Raw genomic sequence first — 17194 nt, forward strand, 5'->3', positions numbered from 1 at the left:
GAAGGGCGGAGATCAGATGTAGCTCGCGTTCTCGTGCACGCCGGACTTCACCCCGGTGATCAGCGAGACCACCTCGTTGCCGTCGGTCTTGTCGGCCTCCAGCATGCCGGCGATACGGCCGCGGCGGAAGACCCAGATCTTGTCCACGAGATTGAAGACCTGGCGCAGGTTGTGGCTGATGAGGATGAGCGGAATGCCCTGCTCCTTCAGGCCGCGGATGATGTTCTCCACCTGCGTTGTCTCCTGTACGCCGAGGGCTGCCGTCGGCTCGTCCATGATGATCAGCCTGGAGGCGAAGCTCGCCGCGCGCGAGATCGCCACACACTGGCGCTGTCCGCCCGACATGTTGGCTATGTTGTTGCGCAGGTTCGGGATCTTCACGCCGGTGCGTTCCAGCGCCTCCATCGAGCGCTTGACCATCTTCTTCTCGTTGAGGAAGCTGAAGGGGCCGAGATTGAAGTAGACCTCCTCGCGTCCGAGAAAGATGTTCGACGGCACGTCGAGGTCGTCTGCGAGCGCCAGGTTCTGGAACACCGCCTCGATGCCGACGTCGCGCGCATCGATGGGACTGTGGAACTCCACCTCCCTGCCCTCGAAGAAGATCTTGCCGGCCGTCGGTTGCTCCACGCCGGTGATCTGGCGCACGAAGGTGGATTTACCGGCGCCGTTGTCGCCGACGATGGCAACGTGCTCGCCCTCGTGGAGCGTGAAGTCCGCGCCCTCCAGCGCATGCACGCCGCCATAATATTTGGACAGGCCTTCGGTCTGAAGGACGATCCGGGGGTCGCTTTGGGTCATTTCCTTACCTCACGCCTCTCGCGGCTCACCGCGCGTTTGTCCGGAACCGCTGGCGGTAGACGTCGGCCACCACGGCGGCGACGATGATCGCGCCCATGATCATCTCCTGATAGTAGGCGCTGAGCCGCAGGAAGGTGAAACCGGAGATGATGACGCCGAAGATTACGGCGCCGATGACCGTGCCGACGACCGTACCGCGGCCGCCCGAAAGCGACACGCCGCCGATCACCGCCATGGCGATGGCCTGCAGCTCGTACATCATGCCCATGCCCGCCTGCGCGGTCAGCCCGCGTGCAGCGATGACGATGCCCGCCAGCGATGCCAGAATGCCGGCGATCGAATAGACCAGGATCAGGTGCCGCTCGACATTGATGCCGGAGACCCGTGCTGCGTCTTCGTTGGAGCCGATCGCATAGGTATGCTTGCCGTAGACGGTGTACTTCAGGGCGATATGGAACAGCAGGGCAACCAGGAGAAAGATCACCACCGGCATCATGCCCTGGCCGATGGCCGCGTAACTATCGGTCGGGAAGGAAACCGGCTGGCCACGCGTGTACCACTTCGCCGCACCGCGCGCGGTGACCATCATCCCCAGCGTGGCGATGAAGGGCGGAATCCGCGTGTAGGCGATAAGCGCGCCATTGATGAAGCCGGCGGCCAATCCGCAGGCGAGCCCCGCCAGCACCGGGATTGCGACCGGCAGGTCCGTGAGACTCGGATAGACCGCGCGCGGATAGCTGCTGACCTGGGCCAGACTCATGGACACCATCGCCGTCAGCCCAACTATGGAGCCCGACGACAGGTCGATGCCGCCGGTGATGATCACCTGCGTGACGCCGACGGCAATGATGCCGACGACTGCCACCTGAAGGATCATGATGCTCAGGCGCTGCGTGTTGAAAAGAAAGCTCTGGCCCTGGAACACCCAGCCCAGAATCTCGAAGATGAGCGCTATGCCCGCCAGGCCGATGAGCGCATTGAGCTCGTGGGACCGCGGTTTCCTGCCGCTCTCCGTGACCGCCGGGGCGGCAACCGATTCCGCCTGGCTCGTGACAGTTCTTTCCGCCATGCCGACCTCCCTTTGAGGCACCCGGTGCCGGACCGGGTGCCGGACCGCCGGCGGGCAGGCAGCCTGCCCGCCGGAACGGCCGTCATCAGTTCATGCTCGTGAACTTGTCCATGTTCTCGGGCGTGACGAGCTGGAAGGGAATGTAGACCTTCTGGTCCTCGATCCCTTCGCCGCTGGCAAGCTTCAGCGCCGTGTCGACGGCGCCCTTGCCCTGGCCGGTGGCATCCTGGAACACGGTCACGTCGAGATCGCCGGCTTTCATGGCCGCCAGGGCATCCTGGGTGGCGTCCACGCCGCCGACGATCATCTCGTCCATCGAAATGCCCGCCGCCTTCATGGACTGGATGGCGCCGATGGCCATCTCGTCATTGTTGGAGACCACCGCATCGAACTGGAGTCCGGCCGAAAGCCAGTTGGTCATCAGATCGGCGGCTTCGGTGCGCTGCCAGTTAGCGGTCTGCTCCTCGACGATTTCCATGAAGGAGCACTCGTCGGTGGCGATCACTTCGTGCACGTCCTGGGTGCGCATGCGCGCGGCCTGGTTCGACAATTCGCCCATCATGACGACGATCTTGGCGCCTTCATCCTTGCCCTGCTCCTTCAGGAGCCGGCAAACCTCCTGCGTTTCCAGCGTGCCGGACTCGCGCTCATCGGAGGCCACGAAGGCCTGGTTCTCGGGAAGCTCGTCGACATTCACCGGCTCGCGATTGACATAGACGAGCGGCACGCCCGCGTCCGCGGCGGCCTTACTCATCGCCACGGTGGCATCGGTATCGACCGGGTTGACGATGACCGCGTCCACGCCGGAAGCGATGAAGTTCTGGATCTGGTTGAGCTGCTTGCCGACATCGTTCTGTGCGTCCTCGATCTGCAGTTCGACATCGTCCAGTTCGGCGGCGTAGTCCTGCATGCCGTTGCGCAGGACGGTCAGGAAATTGTCGTCGAACAGCGCCATCGAGACGCCGATCGTCTCGGCCATGGCCGAGGTGGTCATCAGCGCCGAAACGGCCGCGCCCAGCAAAAGCTTCTTCATTTGGTTGCTCCTCCACATGGGTTGGGTGTCCGGCGGCACCCGGCTTGACCGGAATTCCGAGGGGGGAAGCAGGCGCCGGAGGGAAGACCTCCGCAGGCTCCACCCTGCCGCTTCTCCTCTCTCGAGAATGGAACATTCTCGCCAAATTGGCGACGATATAAAATATTTATTCCATTTTTGTCCGCACCGTCAAGGAAATTCCACAGCCTTAGGCGGCGTATCGGCGCACACCCTCCGCCACGAAGCGCATACTTTGCGCCAGCGCGGCCTGGCGGTCGGGCATCCGGTGCACAGATTCGGAAAACGGCTCGAAGGAGACGCAGCCCGCATAGCCGGCGTCCATCAGCGTGCGAAGTTGACCGATGTTGCCGAGCCGGTCGCCGTCGTCGACGAGGACCCGGTGCCCGTCGCGCATGCGGTCGGTTTCGAGGGCGCCTTCGGTCACGCCGGAGATGTGAACCAGGCCCGTGTGCGCGGCAAAGAACCGTGTTTCCCCGGCCAGATGATGGTGAAACGTATCGTGGACGAGACGGAACGTACTGCCGGCCTGAAGGGCCTCGATGGCCTCCACCGCCTCGGCCTTGCAGCGCAGCGACGACGTCTCGAACCCGAGCGGCTCCACCAGGCCGACGATCCCTGCCTCCGCGAGCATCGGCCGCAAAGCCTTCAGCGCGATGCGTAGATTGGCCTGCCGCTCGCCGTTGGCGCGGCCCGTGCCGTCATTGGTCGGCACCAGCACCAGGGCTTCCGCCCCGCAGGCGCGGGCGTAGGCGATAAGCGCCCGCGCCTCCTCTTCGCGCGCGCCGTCCCAAGCGTTGAAACGCTGCAGCGCATTGATGGAGAGGATGCGCATTCCATGTTCATCGGCCGCACGCGCCACCGAGGCCGGCGGCGTGCCGTCGGCGATTGCATTGCCGGCGATGTCGTTGCGGATTTCGATGCCGGCCGCGCCGAGATCCCTTGCGAGTTCGCAAAGAGCGGAAATGGAAAGATCAGGCGCACACATGTGGTTGAGTGCGAAAACCGGATCGTGCGCGACCATGCTCAAAGCTCCTCCCAATGTCAGGCTCCCCTACCCACGAGCATGAGCAGAGGAGCCGCGCCGGTCAACGCATTCTTGAAAGAATATCTATCATATGTGATAGATTTAACGTCCTTGCTCCTCTCTCAAACCTCATAAACTTTCAGGAACATGCAAGGTGGGGGAAAGGAAGATCTGGCCCGGTGTTTCCGACGGACCGTTGCGCACCGCGCTCGCCATATGTTCCAGAAGCAGGCGGCAGAGCCGGGGCAGCGGCGTGGCGATGGCGGCGACGATCAGATGCTCCTGCAGGGCGGCGGCGGAATCGGGCGTCAGCTCGTTGACGACGACCGCCGGCAGCGGATGGGGCGGTTCGTCGCGCAACGCGCCGATGGCGCCTTCCATCCCACCGCCGGCCACGTAGAAGCCAGCGATGTCCGGGTGCCGGTCGAGAAGACTGAGCGTCGCCTCGTAAGTGACCTGGCGGGTCTCCATGTTCACCAGCGTCTCCAGGATCTCGAACTGCGGCGCATATTCCCGGAAATAGCTGCGAAAGCCGGTTTCGCGCAGCTCATGCCCGTGCCAGCGGTGGCTGCCGACGAAGATCGCCACCTTGCCCGTGCGCGGCGCGGTGCGGGAAATGAGCCACGCGGCCATGCGCCCGACCTTCAGATTGTTGAGCCCGACATAGCTTTCCCGCACTCCTTGGGCGAAATCGGACAGGAGCGAGAAGACCGGCTTTCCCTCCGCCTTCAGCTTGTCCACGGCCTGGGTGACGGCATGGTGGTCGAGACTGGTGGCGGCAATGGCCTGGGCGTTGCGGCCGAGCACCTCCAGCCGTTCGGCCACCGCCGTCGGCGTCTGGTTCGCCACATATTCGATATGCGCATTGACGCGCACGTCGGCCATTGCGTCGGCCGCCTCCTGCAAGGCTTCGCCGAAGGCCTGGTAGAAGGGTTGCTTCTCCTTCTGCAGCAGGAAGGCGAAATCCATCTTCGGTCGGCCGGCGGTGATGCGCTGGCGGATGAGTGCGGTGGCGTGATAGCCGATCTCCTCGGCCGCCTCGTAGACCCGCCGCGCCGTTTCCTCGCGCACCCGGTGGCGGCCGTTCAGCACGCGGTCCACCGTGGCCACGCTCACGCCCGCCTTCTGCGCCAGATCGGCAATGGTGGGCCGCCTACCCAAGAATTCCTCCCGCAATCATAGCCATCATTCAATTCCATCATATCCTGATGGAAAATGATAGAAAAGATTGCATTGATCTTGAGCTGCGTGCCGGCCCTGCATAGCATCGGCGCTATTGGAGGAGGTAAGACGGCATGGGCAAACGCGACTACAGCCTCGTCGGCCCCGACGCCCGGCGCGCGGTGGAAACCGGCCTCGCCTCGGCGGAATGGTACCATACGGACATTCCCCGCAAAGAGATGAAGGCGCTGATGAAGCGCAGCGACGGGCCGGCCATCCGCGACACGGTCACCTGGCTCGGCTCGATGGCCGTGTTTGCAGGGGCGGCGGTCTGGCTCTGGCCGTCGGCGTTGTCAGTTCCCTTCTTCCTAGCCTACGGCGTGCTCTACGGCTCGGCCGGGGACTCGCGCTGGCACGAATGCGGCCACGGCACCGCCTTCAAGACACGCTGGATGAACGATGCGGTCTACCAGATCGCCTCCTTCTTCATGATGCGTAATCCGGTGACCTGGCGCTGGAGCCACGCGCGCCACCACACCGATACGATTATCGTCGGCCGTGATCCGGAAATCGCCGTCATGCGCCCGCCCGATCTTGTGCGCCTGGTGCTCAACTTCTTCGGCATCATCGATGTCTGGCATGCGACGATCGACATGGTCCGCAACGCCGCCGGCATCGTCACCGCGGAGGAACAGACCTTCATCCCCGAGCAGGAGCAGCCGAAAGTGGTGCGAATCGCCCGCATCTGGGTGGCGATCTACGCCGCCACCGCCGCGGCGGCGATCTCGACCGGCTCGATCCTGCCCTTCCTTCTGATCGGTGGCCCGCGGCTCTACGGCGCCTGGCACCACGTGATGACCGGCCTCTTGCAGCATGGCGGTCTGGCCGACAACGTCACCGACCACCGGCTCAACAGCCGCACGGTCTACATGAATCCGATAAGCCGCTTCATCTACTGGAACATGAACTACCATGTGGAGCATCACATGTTCCCCATGGTGCCCTACCACGCGCTGCCGAAGCTGCATGAGATGATCAAGCACGACCTGCCGGCACCGAACAGGTCGATCCTCGACGGCTACCGCGAGATGCTGCCCGCCTTCCTGCGACAGCTTCGTTACGAGGATTATTTCATCAAGCGCGAACTGCCACCGACGGCGAAGCCCTACCGGGCCAAGTTTCACGAAGTCGAGGCGCCATTGGCAGCGGAATGACAACGGACTGAATTGTGCCGATGGCGGCGTGTCGATGTTCAGGCATGGATCCTCGGGTCAAGCCCTAGGATCCATGCCGTACCGGTCCAACATCGCCAGAGCCGATGCGGCACGCCGCTGACGCAAGACAGGAAAACTCAGGGAGGTTCCCAATGACTCAATGGGTGGAAGCATGTGCCGTCGACGCTGTCGATGAAGAGGACCTGACCCGTTTCGACCATGACGGGCGCACCTTTGCCATCTATCGCAGCCCCGAGGACGAATTCTTCGCCACGGACGGCCTTTGCACGCACGAGCATGTGCACCTCGAAGACGGGCTGGTGATGGACCACATCATCGAATGTCCGAAGCACAACGGCCGCTTCGACTACCGCACGGGCGAGGCCAAGGGCGCGCCGGCCTGCATCAACCTCAAGACCTATCCCGTGAAGGTCGAGGACGGCCGCGTCTTCATCGACGTGGCCTGACGGCGATGGGCGATATCGTCATCATCGGCGCCGGCGAGTGCGGCGTGCGCGCCGCCTTCGCACTGCGCGAGGCGGGCCATGCGGGCGGCGTCTTCCTCGTCGGAGAGGAACCGCACTTGCCCTATGAGCGCCCACCGCTTTCCAAGACGGCGCCGGCCACGCCCAAGGTCATTGCCGAGGAGCCGCGCTACGCCGAGGCCGGCATAGAGCTCATGCTGGGCAGCCGCGTCGAGGGCATCGACCGCGCCGCAAGATGCGTCCAGCTCACCGATGGCAGAGCGCTTCGCTATGACCGGCTCCTGATCGCCACCGGCGCCCGCGCACGCCGCTTTCCCGGCATGGAGGCGACGCGCACCTTGCGCAGTCTCGACGATGCCCGGGCCATTCTCGACGCACTGGCGCCCGGCCGCCGGCTCGCCGTCATCGGCGGCGGCTTCATCGGGCTGGAGCTTGCCGCCACCGCGCGCAAGCTCGGCGCCGAGGTGACGGTCGTCGAAGCCGCGGGCCGGCTTATGGCGCGCATCGTTCCGCCAGAGATCGCCGAGACCATGGCCGAGCGCCACCGTGCCGAAGGCGTCGAGCTCGTACTGGGCGCCGGTGTCACGGATGTGCGCGGGGACCGCATCACCCTTGCCGACAACCGCATGATCGAAGCGGACCTCGTGGTGGCCGGCGTGGGCGCAGTGCCGGAAACGCGGCTTGCCGCTCAAGCCGGCCTTGAGATCTCCGACGGAATTGCCGTTGACGGTCGGCTCGCCACCAGCGACCCGAATATCTTTGCCGCCGGAGACTGCTGCTCTTTCCCTTTGAACGGAGCGCGCGTCCGGCTTGAGAGCTGGCGCTGCGCCCAGGATCAGGGGGCGCATGCCGCACGGGCCATGCTGGGCGCCGAAGAGGCCTTCTCCCGGATCCCGTGGTTCTGGTCCGATCAGTACGATCTGACGCTGCAGGTCGCCGGCTTGCCCGATGCCTCGCTGGGCCATATCCGCCGCGAACTCGGCGGCGGCGCCTTCATCCTGTTCCAGATCGACCGGCAGGGCCGGTTGGTCTGCGCCAGCGGCGTGGGGACGGGCAATGCGGTGGCCAAGGATATCCGGATTTCCGAGATGCTCATGGAAAAGAACATTGCACCGGATCCCGACCGGCTTGCCGACCCGGCGGTCAATCTCAAGACGATACTGAAAGAGAAGAAAGCATGAAGAAGCCCAATCGCAAGACGGTCGCGGACCTGCGCGCGCTCAGGGGCGAGCGTCCGCTGGCCATGCTGCGGGTCGAGACTCTGGAGGAAGCCGAAGCCGCGGAGCTGGCCGGTATCGACATGGTCTCCGTGCCGCCTCCGCTGATACTTGATCCCGCCTTCCGCGAGGCCGCGCCCACACTCTTTGCCATTCCGGGCGACAATTTCTACGAGATCGGCACGACGGAGGATTTCATCCGCTGGGCCTTCCGGCTCTACAAGGCAGGCGCGGACGCGGTCTACTGCTCGGCAGGCACGCACACCATCCGTCGCCTCGCCGAGGAGGGCATCCCGGTCTGCGGCCATGTCGGCCTCATCCCCTCCAAGGCCACCTGGACGGGCGGCTTCAAGGCCGTCGGCAAGACATTGGAGACGGCGCAGCTCGTCTGGCGCCAGGTGCAGGCACTCGAGGAGGCGGGCGCCTTCGCGGCCGAGATCGAGGTCGTGCCGGAGGCGATCGCCACGGAAATCGCACAGCGCAGCACGCTCTTCATGATCGCGATGGGGGCGGGTGCCGGATGCGATGCGCAGTATCTCTTCTCCGACGATGTGCTCGGCGCCAACACCGGTCACGTACCGAGGCATGCCAGGACCTATCGCAACTTTGCCGCCGAGTTCGCCCGGCTTCAGGAAGAGCGCGTCGGCGCCTACCGCGAATTCGCGAGCGACGTGCGCTCCGGCGCCTATCCTGAGGCGGGGCACAAGGTCGCGACGGACGAGAAAGTGCTTTCGCGCTTCCGTGATTGGCTGGAGGCGCAATAGGGGGTAAACGAGTCTTGAACTGGACCGTTGTGCCTGTATGGCCCATTCAGGCATGGATCCTCGGGTCAAGCCCGAGGATGACGAATGGAGGGATGCTTCTGTTAACCGCCAACGCCGGAGATTTGCGGAGACGCCTGCACTTTCGTCATCCTCGGGCTTGACCCGAGGATCCATGCCTGAACGTCGACGCAGCGCCGGCGGCCAACAAGGCCTGCTGGTGTAAGCCCCTTCCTCCATTCTGCGCCACTTCACCGTCAAGAGCAGCCACATGAGCGAAAAGAACTTCGACATAAACCTTTCCTGCGAGGACCGGCCGGGCATCGTCGCCGCCGTAACGACGGAACTCGCCTCCCTTGGCGCCAACATTGCCGAATCCAACCAGTTCTGGGACCGGCAGACGAACCGCTTCTTCATGCGGATTTCCTTCACCGTTCCCGATGACACAGGGCGCGGCCGGATCGCCCGCGCGCTGGAGCCGGCAATCGCCCGTTTCGACATGAAGACCGCGCTCGCCGACCGCTCGCGCCGTCCGAGGATCGTCATCCTGGTCTCGAAGTTCGACCATGCCCTGCTCCATCTCCTCTACCAGATCCGCGTCGGCTGGCTTGACGCCGAGGTGGCGGCGATCGTGTCGAACCACGAGGACTCGCGGCGAACCGCCGAAGCCGAGGGCATTGTCTATCACCACTGGCCGGTGACGAAGGACAACAAGGCCGAGCAGGAGGAGAAGCTGCTTGGGCTGGTCAAGGAGACGGACGCCGATCTGGTGGTGCTAGCCCGCTACATGCAGGTGCTGTCGGACCGGCTTTCCAAGCGGCTCTTCGGGAAGGTCATCAACATCCACCATTCCTTCTTGCCGAGCTTCAAGGGCGCCAAGCCCTACCACCAGGCGCACGAGCGCGGGGTGAAGCTGATCGGCGCCACGGCGCATTACGTGACGCCGGACCTCGACGAGGGACCGATCATCGAGCAGGAGACCGAGCGCGTCACCCATGCCATGAGCGCGGAGGATCTCGTCGCCGCCGGCCGCGACATCGAAAGCCGGGTGCTCGCACGTGCGGTGAAGTTGCATCTCGAGGGTCGAGTGATGCTCAATGGGCAGAAGACGGTGGTGTTCGCGAAGGGGTGAGGCGCGGTTTTGCCGCGCAATCTCCACAGCGGTAGGTAAACGCCTTCAGTGTGCCTGTCGAACGGCTGAACCTCGGGGTTGGGAGAGAAAGGGCCCGTCAGCGCCAAGCGCCCTCGCGCTTCGATTCAGCACAGTCGATAGCTCACCCGATCTCGATCTCGCACCAATGCCGGTACGGCCGCTCCGGCGTGATCACCGGGGAGGGGAAGTGCGGATGGTTGATCGCGTCGGGAAAGTTCTGGTCCTCCAGGCAAAGGCCACCGAAGCGCGGGTAATGCCGGCCATCAAGGCCGGGGACGGGAACGTGCATCATCCCGCCCGTATAAAGCTGTATGCCGGGCTGGTCGGTCCAGAGCCTGAGCGTCAGGGATTCGTCCGGCGCGGTGACCGTGGCAGCGGGGGCGGAAAGATCGCGTTCACCGTCCAGCACCAGATTGTCGTCGCAGGCCAGCGGCCCGCCCGCCGCATCGCATAGACGCCGCGGCTTTCGGAAATCGAGATGCGTGCCCGAAACGGACCGGATCTCGCCGGTGGGGATGAGATCCTCGCCGGTCACGGTATAGGCGTCCGCGGCGACCTCGAGCATGTGATCGCGCACATCGCCCTCGCCCATCAGATTGAAATAATTGTGCTGGACGATGTTGACCGGCGTCGGCCGGTCGGTGTCGGCGCCGAAATCGAGGCGCAGGCGATTGCCTTCGAGCTGGTAGGTGACGGTGATCGCCAGACGACCCGGATAGCCCATCTCTCCGTCGGGGCTGACGAGCCGCAGCCGCACGCCCTCCGCGCCGGACAGCGGCTCCATGTCCCACACCTGCCGGCCGATGCCGCGCGGACCGCCATGCAGATGGTTCTCCCCCTCGTTGGCCGGCAGGCGGTATTCCCGGCCGTCGAGGGTGAAGCGCGAACCGCCGATGCGGTTTGCCACGCGGCCGGCGACCGCTCCGAAATAGGGGCTGTGGGCGGGATAGTCCTCGAAGCGGTCGAAGCCCAGCACGACGGTGCGCTTGCCGCCTGCCACGGGCACGCGCCAGTCGCGGATCGCGGCGCCATAGCTCATGACGGCGATTTCCACGCCGGTCTCGCTGGTCAGCACCGCCTCGAAAACGTCGCGCCCTTCATGAGTGCCGATCTTGCGCGGCGCACCCGCCATCCCTGCCCTCCCCGCTTCAAAGCTCAATTGCGAAACCGCTCAGCGGCAGCCGCACCGGCCAACCCGGCCTCTCTCACAAGGTGCCGAGCCGCGTCCAGGCCGCATCGGCCCTGGACGAGTTCACGCATCCCTGGATAAAGCGCATGCCGTCAAGGCCGTCCTCGACCGTCGGCAGCAGGAGATCCTGCGGCAGCTTCCCGCCGTCGCGGATTGCGCGCAGCGCGCCGGCGGCCTCCGTGTATAAAGTGGCGAAGGCTTCCAGATAGCCTTCGGGATGGCCGCTCGGGATGCGGGTCACCACTGCCGCGGCCTCGTTGGCGCCGGCGCCGGCGCGGGTGATCAGCCGTTTCGGCTCGCCGAGCGGCGTGTACCAGAGATAGTTCGGGTCGGCCTGCACCCATTCGAGACCGCCTTTGGTGCCGTAGACGCGCAGCTTCAGGCCGTTCTCGTTGCCCGGCGCCACCTGGCTCGCCCACAGCACGCCCTTGGCACGGCGCCCGTCCGCGCCTTCGGCGAAGCGCATCAGGACGTGGGCGTTGTCGTCCAGGCGCCTGCCCGGCCCGAAGCTGTCGAGGTCGGCGGCCACGCTCTCGGCCTTCAACCCGGTGACAAAAGTGACGAGCTGATAGGCGTGCGTGCCGATGTCGCCGATCGCCCCGCCGGTTCCGGAACGCGCGGGATCGGTGCGCCAGGACGCCTGTTTCTGGCCCGTCTCCTCGATCGGCTCGGCCAGCCAGTCCTGCGGATATTCCGCCTGCACCAGGAGGATGTCGCCCAGCGCGCCATCCCGCACCATCTGGCGCGCCTGGCGGATCATCGGATAGCCGGAATAATTGTGGGTAAGCACGAAGAACTTGCCGCTCTGCTTCACCGCCTCGACCAGTGCCTTGGCATCGTCGAGGCTGGAAGTCAGCGGCTTGTCGCAGATGACATTGATGCCGGCCTCCAGGAAGGCCTTGGCAGCGGGATAGTGCATGTGGTTGGGCGTGACGATGCTGACGGCCTCGATGCCGTCCGCGCGCGCCGCCTCTTCTTTCGCCATTTCCTCAAAGCTCCCATAGGAGCGCTCCGGGTCGAGGCCGAGTTCCGCGGCGGACGCCCTGGCGCGCTCCGGATCGGAGGAGAGCGCGCCGGCAACGAGCATGTAGTGCCCATCGAGCCGGGCGGCCATGCGGTGGACGGCGCCGATGAAGGCGCCCTGGCCGCCGCCCACCATACCAAGGCGGATCGGACTGGCGGCGGCGGACGTTGCGGATGCTGATACCATTTTCCCCCTCCTTTAAGCGATGCCGAGCATCTTGCGCAGCTTGGCCTTATCGGTCCGGCCGCCGGCGAAGTCGTCGAAGGCCTTCTCTGTTACGCGGATGATGTGGTGCTCGATGAAGGGCGCGCCCTCGGCAGCGCCCTGCTCGGAATCCTTGAGCGCGCACTCCCATTCCAGCACCGCCCAGGAGTCGTAGTCGTACTGGGCGAGCTTGGAGAAGATGCCGTTGAAATCCACCTGCCCGTCGCCCAGCGAGCGGAAGCGGCCGGCGCGCTTCACCCATGGCTGGTAGCCCGAATAGACGCCCTGGCGGCCATCCGGGTTGAACTCGGCGTCCTTCACGTGGAAGGCCGAGATGCGTTCGTGATAGATGTCGATGAAGGCCAGATAATCGAGCTGCTGCAAGAGGAAATGCGAGGGATCGTAATTGATGGTGCAGCGCCTGTGGTTGTCGACCTTCTCCAGAAACATCTCGAAGGTCGCGCCGTCGAACAGATCCTCGCCGGGATGCAGCTCGAAGCCGATGTCGACGCCCTCATCCTCATAGGCGTCCAGAATGGGCTTCCAGCGGCGGGCAAGCTCCGTGAAGGCTTCGTCGATGAGCCCCTCCGGCCGCTGCGGCCAGGGATAGAGATAGGGGAAGGCGAGCGCGCCGGAGAAGGAGACGCTGACGTCCAACCCCATGCTGCGCGAGGCTTTAGCCGCCTTCAGCATGTTGTCGACCGCCCATTTCTGGCGGGCGGGCGGATCGTTGTGCACCTTTTCCGGCGCGAAGCCGTCGAAGGGAATGTCGTAGGCCGGATGAGTGGCGACGAGCTGGCCGAGCAGGTGCGTGGAAAGCTCGGTGATTTCCACCCCTGCCTCACGGCAGATGCCGTTCACCTCGTCGCAATAGTCCTTCGATTCGGCCGCCTTTGCGAGGTCGAAGAGGCGCCCGTCCCAGGCCGGGACCTGTATACCCTTGTAGCCGTGGCCGGCCGCCCAGCGGGCAATGCTCGGCAGCGTGTTGAACGGGGCTTCGTCGCCTGCGAACTGGGCCAGGAAAATGCCCGCACCCTTCATCGTCTTTGCCATTCCATCCTCCCTGAAACATAACTGTGCTCTATGTTGGCACACCCGCCGCGTGAAGCGGCGGGATTACTTGCGCGGCGGCCCCGCCCGTTCGGCCGATGCCGCCCACAGGTTGACGTTCGCGTCGCGGGCGTAATGGTCGATTTCCGCCAGCTCCTCGTCACTGAAATCCGTATTGTCGATCGCGCCCACGCATTCCTCGACCTGTTCCGGCCGGCTGGCGCCGATCAGCGCCGAAGTGACACGCCCGCCGCGCAGCACCCAGGCGATAGCCATCTGGGCGAGGCTCTGCCCGCGGCGCCCGGCTATGTCGTTCAGGGCGCGGATATTGGCGAGGGTGTCCTCCTTCAGGAACTCCTGCCTGAGCGTCTTGCCCTGCGCGGCGCGGCTCTCCTCGGGGATGCCGCCCAGATACTTGCCGGTCAGCATGCCCTGTGCGAGCGGCGAGAAGACGATGGAGCCGATGCCGAGATCGTCGAGGGTGTCGAGCAGCCCGTCCTCCTCCACCCAGCGGTTGATGAGCGAATAGCTCGGCTGGTGGATGAGACAGGGCGTGCCGAGCTCCTTCAGGATCGCCGCCGCCTCGCGCGTGCGCCGGGCATTGTAGGAGGAAATGCCCACATAGAGCGCCCGGCCCGAACGCACGATCCGGTCGAGCGCCATCATGGTTTCTTCCAGCGGCGTCTCGGGATCGAAGCGGTGGGAATAGAAGATGTCGACATAGTCGAGACCGAGCCGCTTCAGGCTCTGGTCGCAGCTGGCGATCAGGTATTTGCGGCTGCCCCACGCACCGTAGGGACCGGGCCACATGTCGTAGCCGGCCTTGGAGGAGACGATAAGCTGGTCGCGATAGCCGGCGAAGTCCGTGCGCAGGATGTCGCCGAAGGCCTCCTCGGCGGAGCCGGGCGGCGGGCCGTAATTGTTGGCGAGGTCGAAATGGGTGACGCCAAGATCGAACGCCTTGCGGCAGATCGCCCGCTTGGCCTCGTGGGCGCGGTCCTCGCCGAAATTGTGCCACAGGCCGAGCGAGATGGCGGGCAGCTTGAGGCCGGAACGGCCGCAGCGCCGGTATTCCATTCGTTCGTAGCGGTTGCCATCCGGTTGCCAGCTCATCGCGTGTCCCTTTGCTCAAACGAAGCGCTGCTTACCAAGATTCAGGGTGGCAGCGGAAAGATCGGCGTTAAACATGGCTTCATGTTCCGCCGCCGTAAAGCCCATGAATGAACTGAGGGATGGAAACGAAGCTTGCTCCAGATGCCTTCAAATCACCGCTTCGAACAAGGCTCGCGTATTTTCCCTGTCCAGCTTGACCGGGTTCCCGCCGGCCGTGGGATCCTGCAGCGCCATCTCCACCATTTCATCGATGCGGTCGGTCGCCACGCCAAGCTCAGACAGCCTCTCCGGCACGCCGAGTTCCGCGCGCAGCTTCAGGACAAAGTCATAGAAGCCGTCGAAGCCGCCGGAAATGCCCATGTAAGCGGCGGCCTGGGCCATGCGCGCCTCGATGGCCGGACGGTTGAAGCGAAGCACCGCGGGCATGACGACGGCGTTCGTCATGCCGTGATGAGTGTTGTAAAGCGCGCCGACGGGATGCGACAACGAATGGACGGCGCCGAGCCCCTTCTGGAAGGCGACCGCGCCCATGGCAGCCGCCGACATCATGTGGCCGCGCGCCTCAATGTCGTCAGGGGTGGCTGACACCTTCGGCAGATTCTCCCTGACGAGCCGCATGCCTTCCAGCGCGATGCCGTGGCTCATCGGGTGGTAGGACGGCGCGCAGTAGGCCTCCAGACAGTGGGCGAAGGCGTCCATTCCGGTGCCCACCGTGATGGCCTTCGGCATGCCGACGGTCAGTTCCGGGTCGCAGATGGTGATCGCTGGAAGCATCTTCGGATGGAAGATGATCTTCTTCACATGGGTTTCGGAATTGGTCAGCACGCCGGCGCGGCCGACCTCGGAGCCGGTACCGGCGGTGGTGGGCACGGCGATGATGGGGGCGATTGCCGCGCTGTCCGCCCGCGTCCACAGGTCGCCGATGTCCTCGAACTCCCAGACGGGCAGCGTCTGGCCGGCCATGAAGGCGACAAGCTTACCGAGATCGAGGCCGGAGCCGCCGCCGAAGGCCACCACGCCGTCATGGCCGCCTTCCTTGAAAGCCTCGATGCCGGCGGCGAGGTTCTTCTCGTTCGGGTTCGGATCGACCTCAGCGAAGATCGCCCGGCCGAGGCCCGCCGTGTCCAGGAGATCGAGCGCCTTCGTCGTGATCGGCAGCGGGGCGAGCCCACGATCCGTCACCAGCAGAGGACGCGTCATGCCCGCCACCTTGCAGGCCTCCGCCAGCTCGCTGATGCGCCCCGCGCCGAAACGGACTGATGTCGGATAGGACCAGTTGGCGGTAAGGCTCATGCTTGGCGCTTTCTCAGGTGGTAGGACTTGGGACGGGTGAGGTTGTGATAGCCGATCTCCGACAGTGCGCCGCCACGGCCGGTCGCCTTGCAGCCGGTCCAGCACAGTGCCGGGTCGAGGTAGTCGGCGCGGTTCATGAAGACGGTGCCGGTCTCGATCCGTTCGCCGAGCCGCATGGCGCGGTCCGGATCGGCGGTCCACAGCGAGGCGGTGAGCCCGTAGAGGCTGTCGTTCATCAGCGTCAGCGCCTCCTCGTCGTCCTTGACGGCCATGATGCCGACGACGGGGCCGAAGCTCTCCTCACGCATGACGCGCATCTGGTGGTTCACGTCGACGAGGACCTGCGGCATCAGATAGGTGCCGCCGTCGTCCTGCGGGAAAAGCTTGGCGTCGATGAGCGCGCGGGCGCCCTGTGCCACGGCGTCCTCCGTCTGCCCGCGCACCACCTCGGCGAAGCGCCGGTTGGCCATGGGGCCGAGGGTAGTCGCCTCCTCGAGCGGGTTGCCGAGCTTCAGCTTCTCCACCCAGGCGACCGCCTTTTCCACGAAGTCGTCGAAAAGGGGTTCGGCGACATAGAGCCGCTCGATGCCGCAGCAGCACTGGCCGGCGTTGAACATGGCACCGTCCATCAGGCCGTCGACGGCCCAGTCGATGTCGGCATCCTCCATCACATAGGCCGGATCCTTGCCGCCGAGCTCCAGCCCGAGCCCGGTGAAAGTACCGGCGGCCGCGCGCTCGATCGCCTGGCCGCCGCCAACGGAACCGGTGAAATTGACGAAGTTGAACCGGCCGCCGGAGATCAGCGCCTCGGTGCCGGCATGGTCGAGGAACAGGTTGACGAAGATCTCCTGCGGCACGCCCGCCTCATGGAAGGCGCGAACTATGCGCTCGCCGACGAGCAGGGTCTGCGTGGCATGCTTGAGCGCCACTGCATTGCCGGCGATCAGCGCCGGCACGACCGTGTTGATCGCCGTCATGTAGGGATAGTTCCACGGCGCGATGACCAGCACCACGCCATGCGGCTCACGGCGGATGGCGCGGCTGAAGAGGTCGGAATCCTCGATCTCGATCGGGGCGAGCGCGCGGGCGGCGATCTCGCTCATATAGTCGGCGCGCTCGTTGAGACCGCCGTACTCGCCACCATAGCGCACGGGCCGGCCCATCTGCCAGGCAAGCTCCGGCACCACCTCGTCCTTCATCTCGTTGAGACGGGCGATCCCCGCCTTCACCAGCGCTATGCGCTCATCCAGCGGCCGGTGCGCCCAGGCCTTCTGGGCCTCGCGGGCGCGACCGATCAGCCGCGCCGCATCGTCGACGGCCATCACGGGACGCTCGGCAAAGACCGAGCCGTCGATAGGTGAGATGCATTTCAGTGTGTTCGTCAT

The 17194-nt window shown here is 65.0% G+C and carries 16 protein-coding genes; 5 read left to right on the forward strand and 11 right to left on the reverse strand.

The genetic code is table 11. The annotated features are described in order from the left end of the window. Positions 1-12: 12 nt before the first annotated feature. The 5 genes from SIN08_RS22585 to SIN08_RS22605 all read right to left on the reverse strand — a co-directional run bounded on the left by SIN08_RS22585 (position 13) and on the right by SIN08_RS22605 (position 5106). Positions 13-798, reverse strand: a complete 786-nt coding sequence (locus SIN08_RS22585; protein ID WP_322453875.1) for an ATP-binding cassette domain-containing protein — start codon at positions 796-798, stop codon at positions 13-15. Positions 799-823: 25 nt separating this feature from the next. Beyond that, positions 824-1867 carry an ABC transporter permease gene (locus SIN08_RS22590; protein WP_322453876.1) on the reverse strand — a complete coding sequence of 348 codons (1044 nt, stop codon included), beginning with the start codon at positions 1865-1867 and terminating at the stop codon, positions 824-826. An 85-nt stretch (positions 1868-1952) separates the two neighbouring features. Continuing rightward, on the reverse strand, positions 1953-2900 hold the full coding sequence (locus SIN08_RS22595; RefSeq protein ID WP_322453878.1) for a sugar ABC transporter substrate-binding protein: 948 nt from the start codon (positions 2898-2900) through the stop codon (positions 1953-1955). Between the two features lie 208 nt (positions 2901-3108). Beyond that, positions 3109-3942, reverse strand: coding sequence for a TIM barrel protein (locus SIN08_RS22600; protein WP_322453880.1), 834 nt, complete (start codon positions 3940-3942; stop codon positions 3109-3111). A gap of 132 nt (positions 3943-4074) precedes the next feature. Then, the gene (locus tag SIN08_RS22605; protein WP_322453881.1) at positions 4075-5106 is read right to left on the reverse strand and encodes a LacI family DNA-binding transcriptional regulator; all 1032 of its coding nucleotides are present in this window, start codon (positions 5104-5106) and stop codon (positions 4075-4077) included. 134 nt (positions 5107-5240) lie between these two features. On the opposite strand from SIN08_RS22605, the gene SIN08_RS22610 reads away from it, so the two are divergent. From SIN08_RS22610 to purU, 5 genes are all read left to right on the forward strand, one after another. Next, the gene (locus SIN08_RS22610) at positions 5241-6320 is read left to right on the forward strand and encodes a fatty acid desaturase family protein (RefSeq protein ID WP_322453882.1); all 1080 of its coding nucleotides are present in this window, start codon (positions 5241-5243) and stop codon (positions 6318-6320) included. A 152-nt stretch (positions 6321-6472) separates the two neighbouring features. After that, entirely contained in the window at positions 6473-6787 is a 315-nt protein-coding gene (locus SIN08_RS22615; RefSeq protein WP_322453883.1) for a MocE family 2Fe-2S type ferredoxin, read from the forward strand. Positions 6788-6792: 5 nt separating this feature from the next. Next, positions 6793-7986: an NAD(P)/FAD-dependent oxidoreductase gene (locus SIN08_RS22620; RefSeq protein WP_322453884.1), complete on the forward strand. Its 1194-nt coding sequence runs from the start codon at positions 6793-6795 to the stop codon at positions 7984-7986. Beyond that, entirely contained in the window at positions 7983-8786 is an 804-nt protein-coding gene (locus SIN08_RS22625) for a 3-methyl-2-oxobutanoate hydroxymethyltransferase (RefSeq protein WP_322453885.1), read from the forward strand. Before SIN08_RS22620 ends, SIN08_RS22625 begins: the two co-directional genes overlap by 4 nt. Before the next feature lie 268 nt (positions 8787-9054). Then, on the forward strand, positions 9055-9915 hold the full coding sequence (gene purU / locus SIN08_RS22630; protein WP_322453886.1) for a formyltetrahydrofolate deformylase: 861 nt from the start codon (positions 9055-9057) through the stop codon (positions 9913-9915). A gap of 142 nt (positions 9916-10057) precedes the next feature. On the opposite strand, the gene SIN08_RS22635 is transcribed toward purU, so the two are convergent. The 6 genes from SIN08_RS22635 to SIN08_RS22660 all read right to left on the reverse strand — a co-directional run bounded on the left by SIN08_RS22635 (position 10058) and on the right by SIN08_RS22660 (position 17194). Further along, entirely contained in the window at positions 10058-11068 is a 1011-nt protein-coding gene (locus tag SIN08_RS22635; RefSeq protein WP_322453887.1) for an aldose epimerase family protein, read from the reverse strand. 73 nt (positions 11069-11141) lie between these two features. Continuing rightward, entirely contained in the window at positions 11142-12335 is a 1194-nt protein-coding gene (locus tag SIN08_RS22640) for a Gfo/Idh/MocA family oxidoreductase (protein ID WP_322453888.1), read from the reverse strand. A gap of 12 nt (positions 12336-12347) precedes the next feature. Continuing rightward, on the reverse strand, positions 12348-13406 hold the full coding sequence (locus tag SIN08_RS22645; RefSeq protein ID WP_322453889.1) for a sugar phosphate isomerase/epimerase: 1059 nt from the start codon (positions 13404-13406) through the stop codon (positions 12348-12350). A gap of 63 nt (positions 13407-13469) precedes the next feature. Beyond that, entirely contained in the window at positions 13470-14516 is a 1047-nt protein-coding gene (mgrA, locus tag SIN08_RS22650) for an L-glyceraldehyde 3-phosphate reductase (protein ID WP_322453890.1), read from the reverse strand. 147 nt (positions 14517-14663) lie between these two features. After that, positions 14664-15809, reverse strand: a complete 1146-nt coding sequence (locus SIN08_RS22655; RefSeq protein WP_322453891.1) for an iron-containing alcohol dehydrogenase — start codon at positions 15807-15809, stop codon at positions 14664-14666. After that, a complete protein-coding gene (locus SIN08_RS22660) occupies positions 15806-17194 on the reverse strand; it encodes an aldehyde dehydrogenase family protein (RefSeq protein ID WP_322453892.1) in 1389 nt (462 codons plus the stop codon). Before SIN08_RS22660 ends, SIN08_RS22655 begins: the two co-directional genes overlap by 4 nt.

This window comes from Chelativorans sp. M5D2P16, from assembly GCF_034427935.1.
GTDB lineage: Bacteria > Pseudomonadota > Alphaproteobacteria > Rhizobiales > Rhizobiaceae > Chelativorans.

Coding starts and splice junctions, on each gene's coding strand:
- SIN08_RS22635 (WP_322453887.1), bottom strand. CDS start 11,068: ATGGCGGGTGCGCCGCGCAAGATCGGCACTCATGAAGGGCGCGACGTT.
- SIN08_RS22590 (WP_322453876.1), bottom strand. CDS start 1,867: ATGGCGGAAAGAACTGTCACGAGCCAGGCGGAATCGGTTGCCGCCCCG.
- SIN08_RS22645 (WP_322453889.1), bottom strand. CDS start 13,406: ATGGCAAAGACGATGAAGGGTGCGGGCATTTTCCTGGCCCAGTTCGCA.
- SIN08_RS22595 (WP_322453878.1), bottom strand. CDS start 2,900: ATGAAGAAGCTTTTGCTGGGCGCGGCCGTTTCGGCGCTGATGACCACC.
- SIN08_RS22655 (WP_322453891.1), bottom strand. CDS start 15,809: ATGAGCCTTACCGCCAACTGGTCCTATCCGACATCAGTCCGTTTCGGC.
- SIN08_RS22610 (WP_322453882.1), top strand. CDS start 5,241: ATGGGCAAACGCGACTACAGCCTCGTCGGCCCCGACGCCCGGCGCGCG.
- SIN08_RS22585 (WP_322453875.1), bottom strand. CDS start 798: ATGACCCAAAGCGACCCCCGGATCGTCCTTCAGACCGAAGGCCTGTCC.
- purU (WP_322453886.1), top strand. CDS start 9,055: ATGAGCGAAAAGAACTTCGACATAAACCTTTCCTGCGAGGACCGGCCG.
- SIN08_RS22615 (WP_322453883.1), top strand. CDS start 6,473: ATGACTCAATGGGTGGAAGCATGTGCCGTCGACGCTGTCGATGAAGAG.
- SIN08_RS22620 (WP_322453884.1), top strand. CDS start 6,793: ATGGGCGATATCGTCATCATCGGCGCCGGCGAGTGCGGCGTGCGCGCC.
- SIN08_RS22600 (WP_322453880.1), bottom strand. CDS start 3,942: ATGGTCGCGCACGATCCGGTTTTCGCACTCAACCACATGTGTGCGCCT.
- SIN08_RS22640 (WP_322453888.1), bottom strand. CDS start 12,335: ATGGTATCAGCATCCGCAACGTCCGCCGCCGCCAGTCCGATCCGCCTT.
- mgrA (WP_322453890.1), bottom strand. CDS start 14,516: ATGAGCTGGCAACCGGATGGCAACCGCTACGAACGAATGGAATACCGG.
- SIN08_RS22625 (WP_322453885.1), top strand. CDS start 7,983: ATGAAGAAGCCCAATCGCAAGACGGTCGCGGACCTGCGCGCGCTCAGG.
- SIN08_RS22660 (WP_322453892.1), bottom strand. CDS start 17,194: ATGACGAACACACTGAAATGCATCTCACCTATCGACGGCTCGGTCTTT.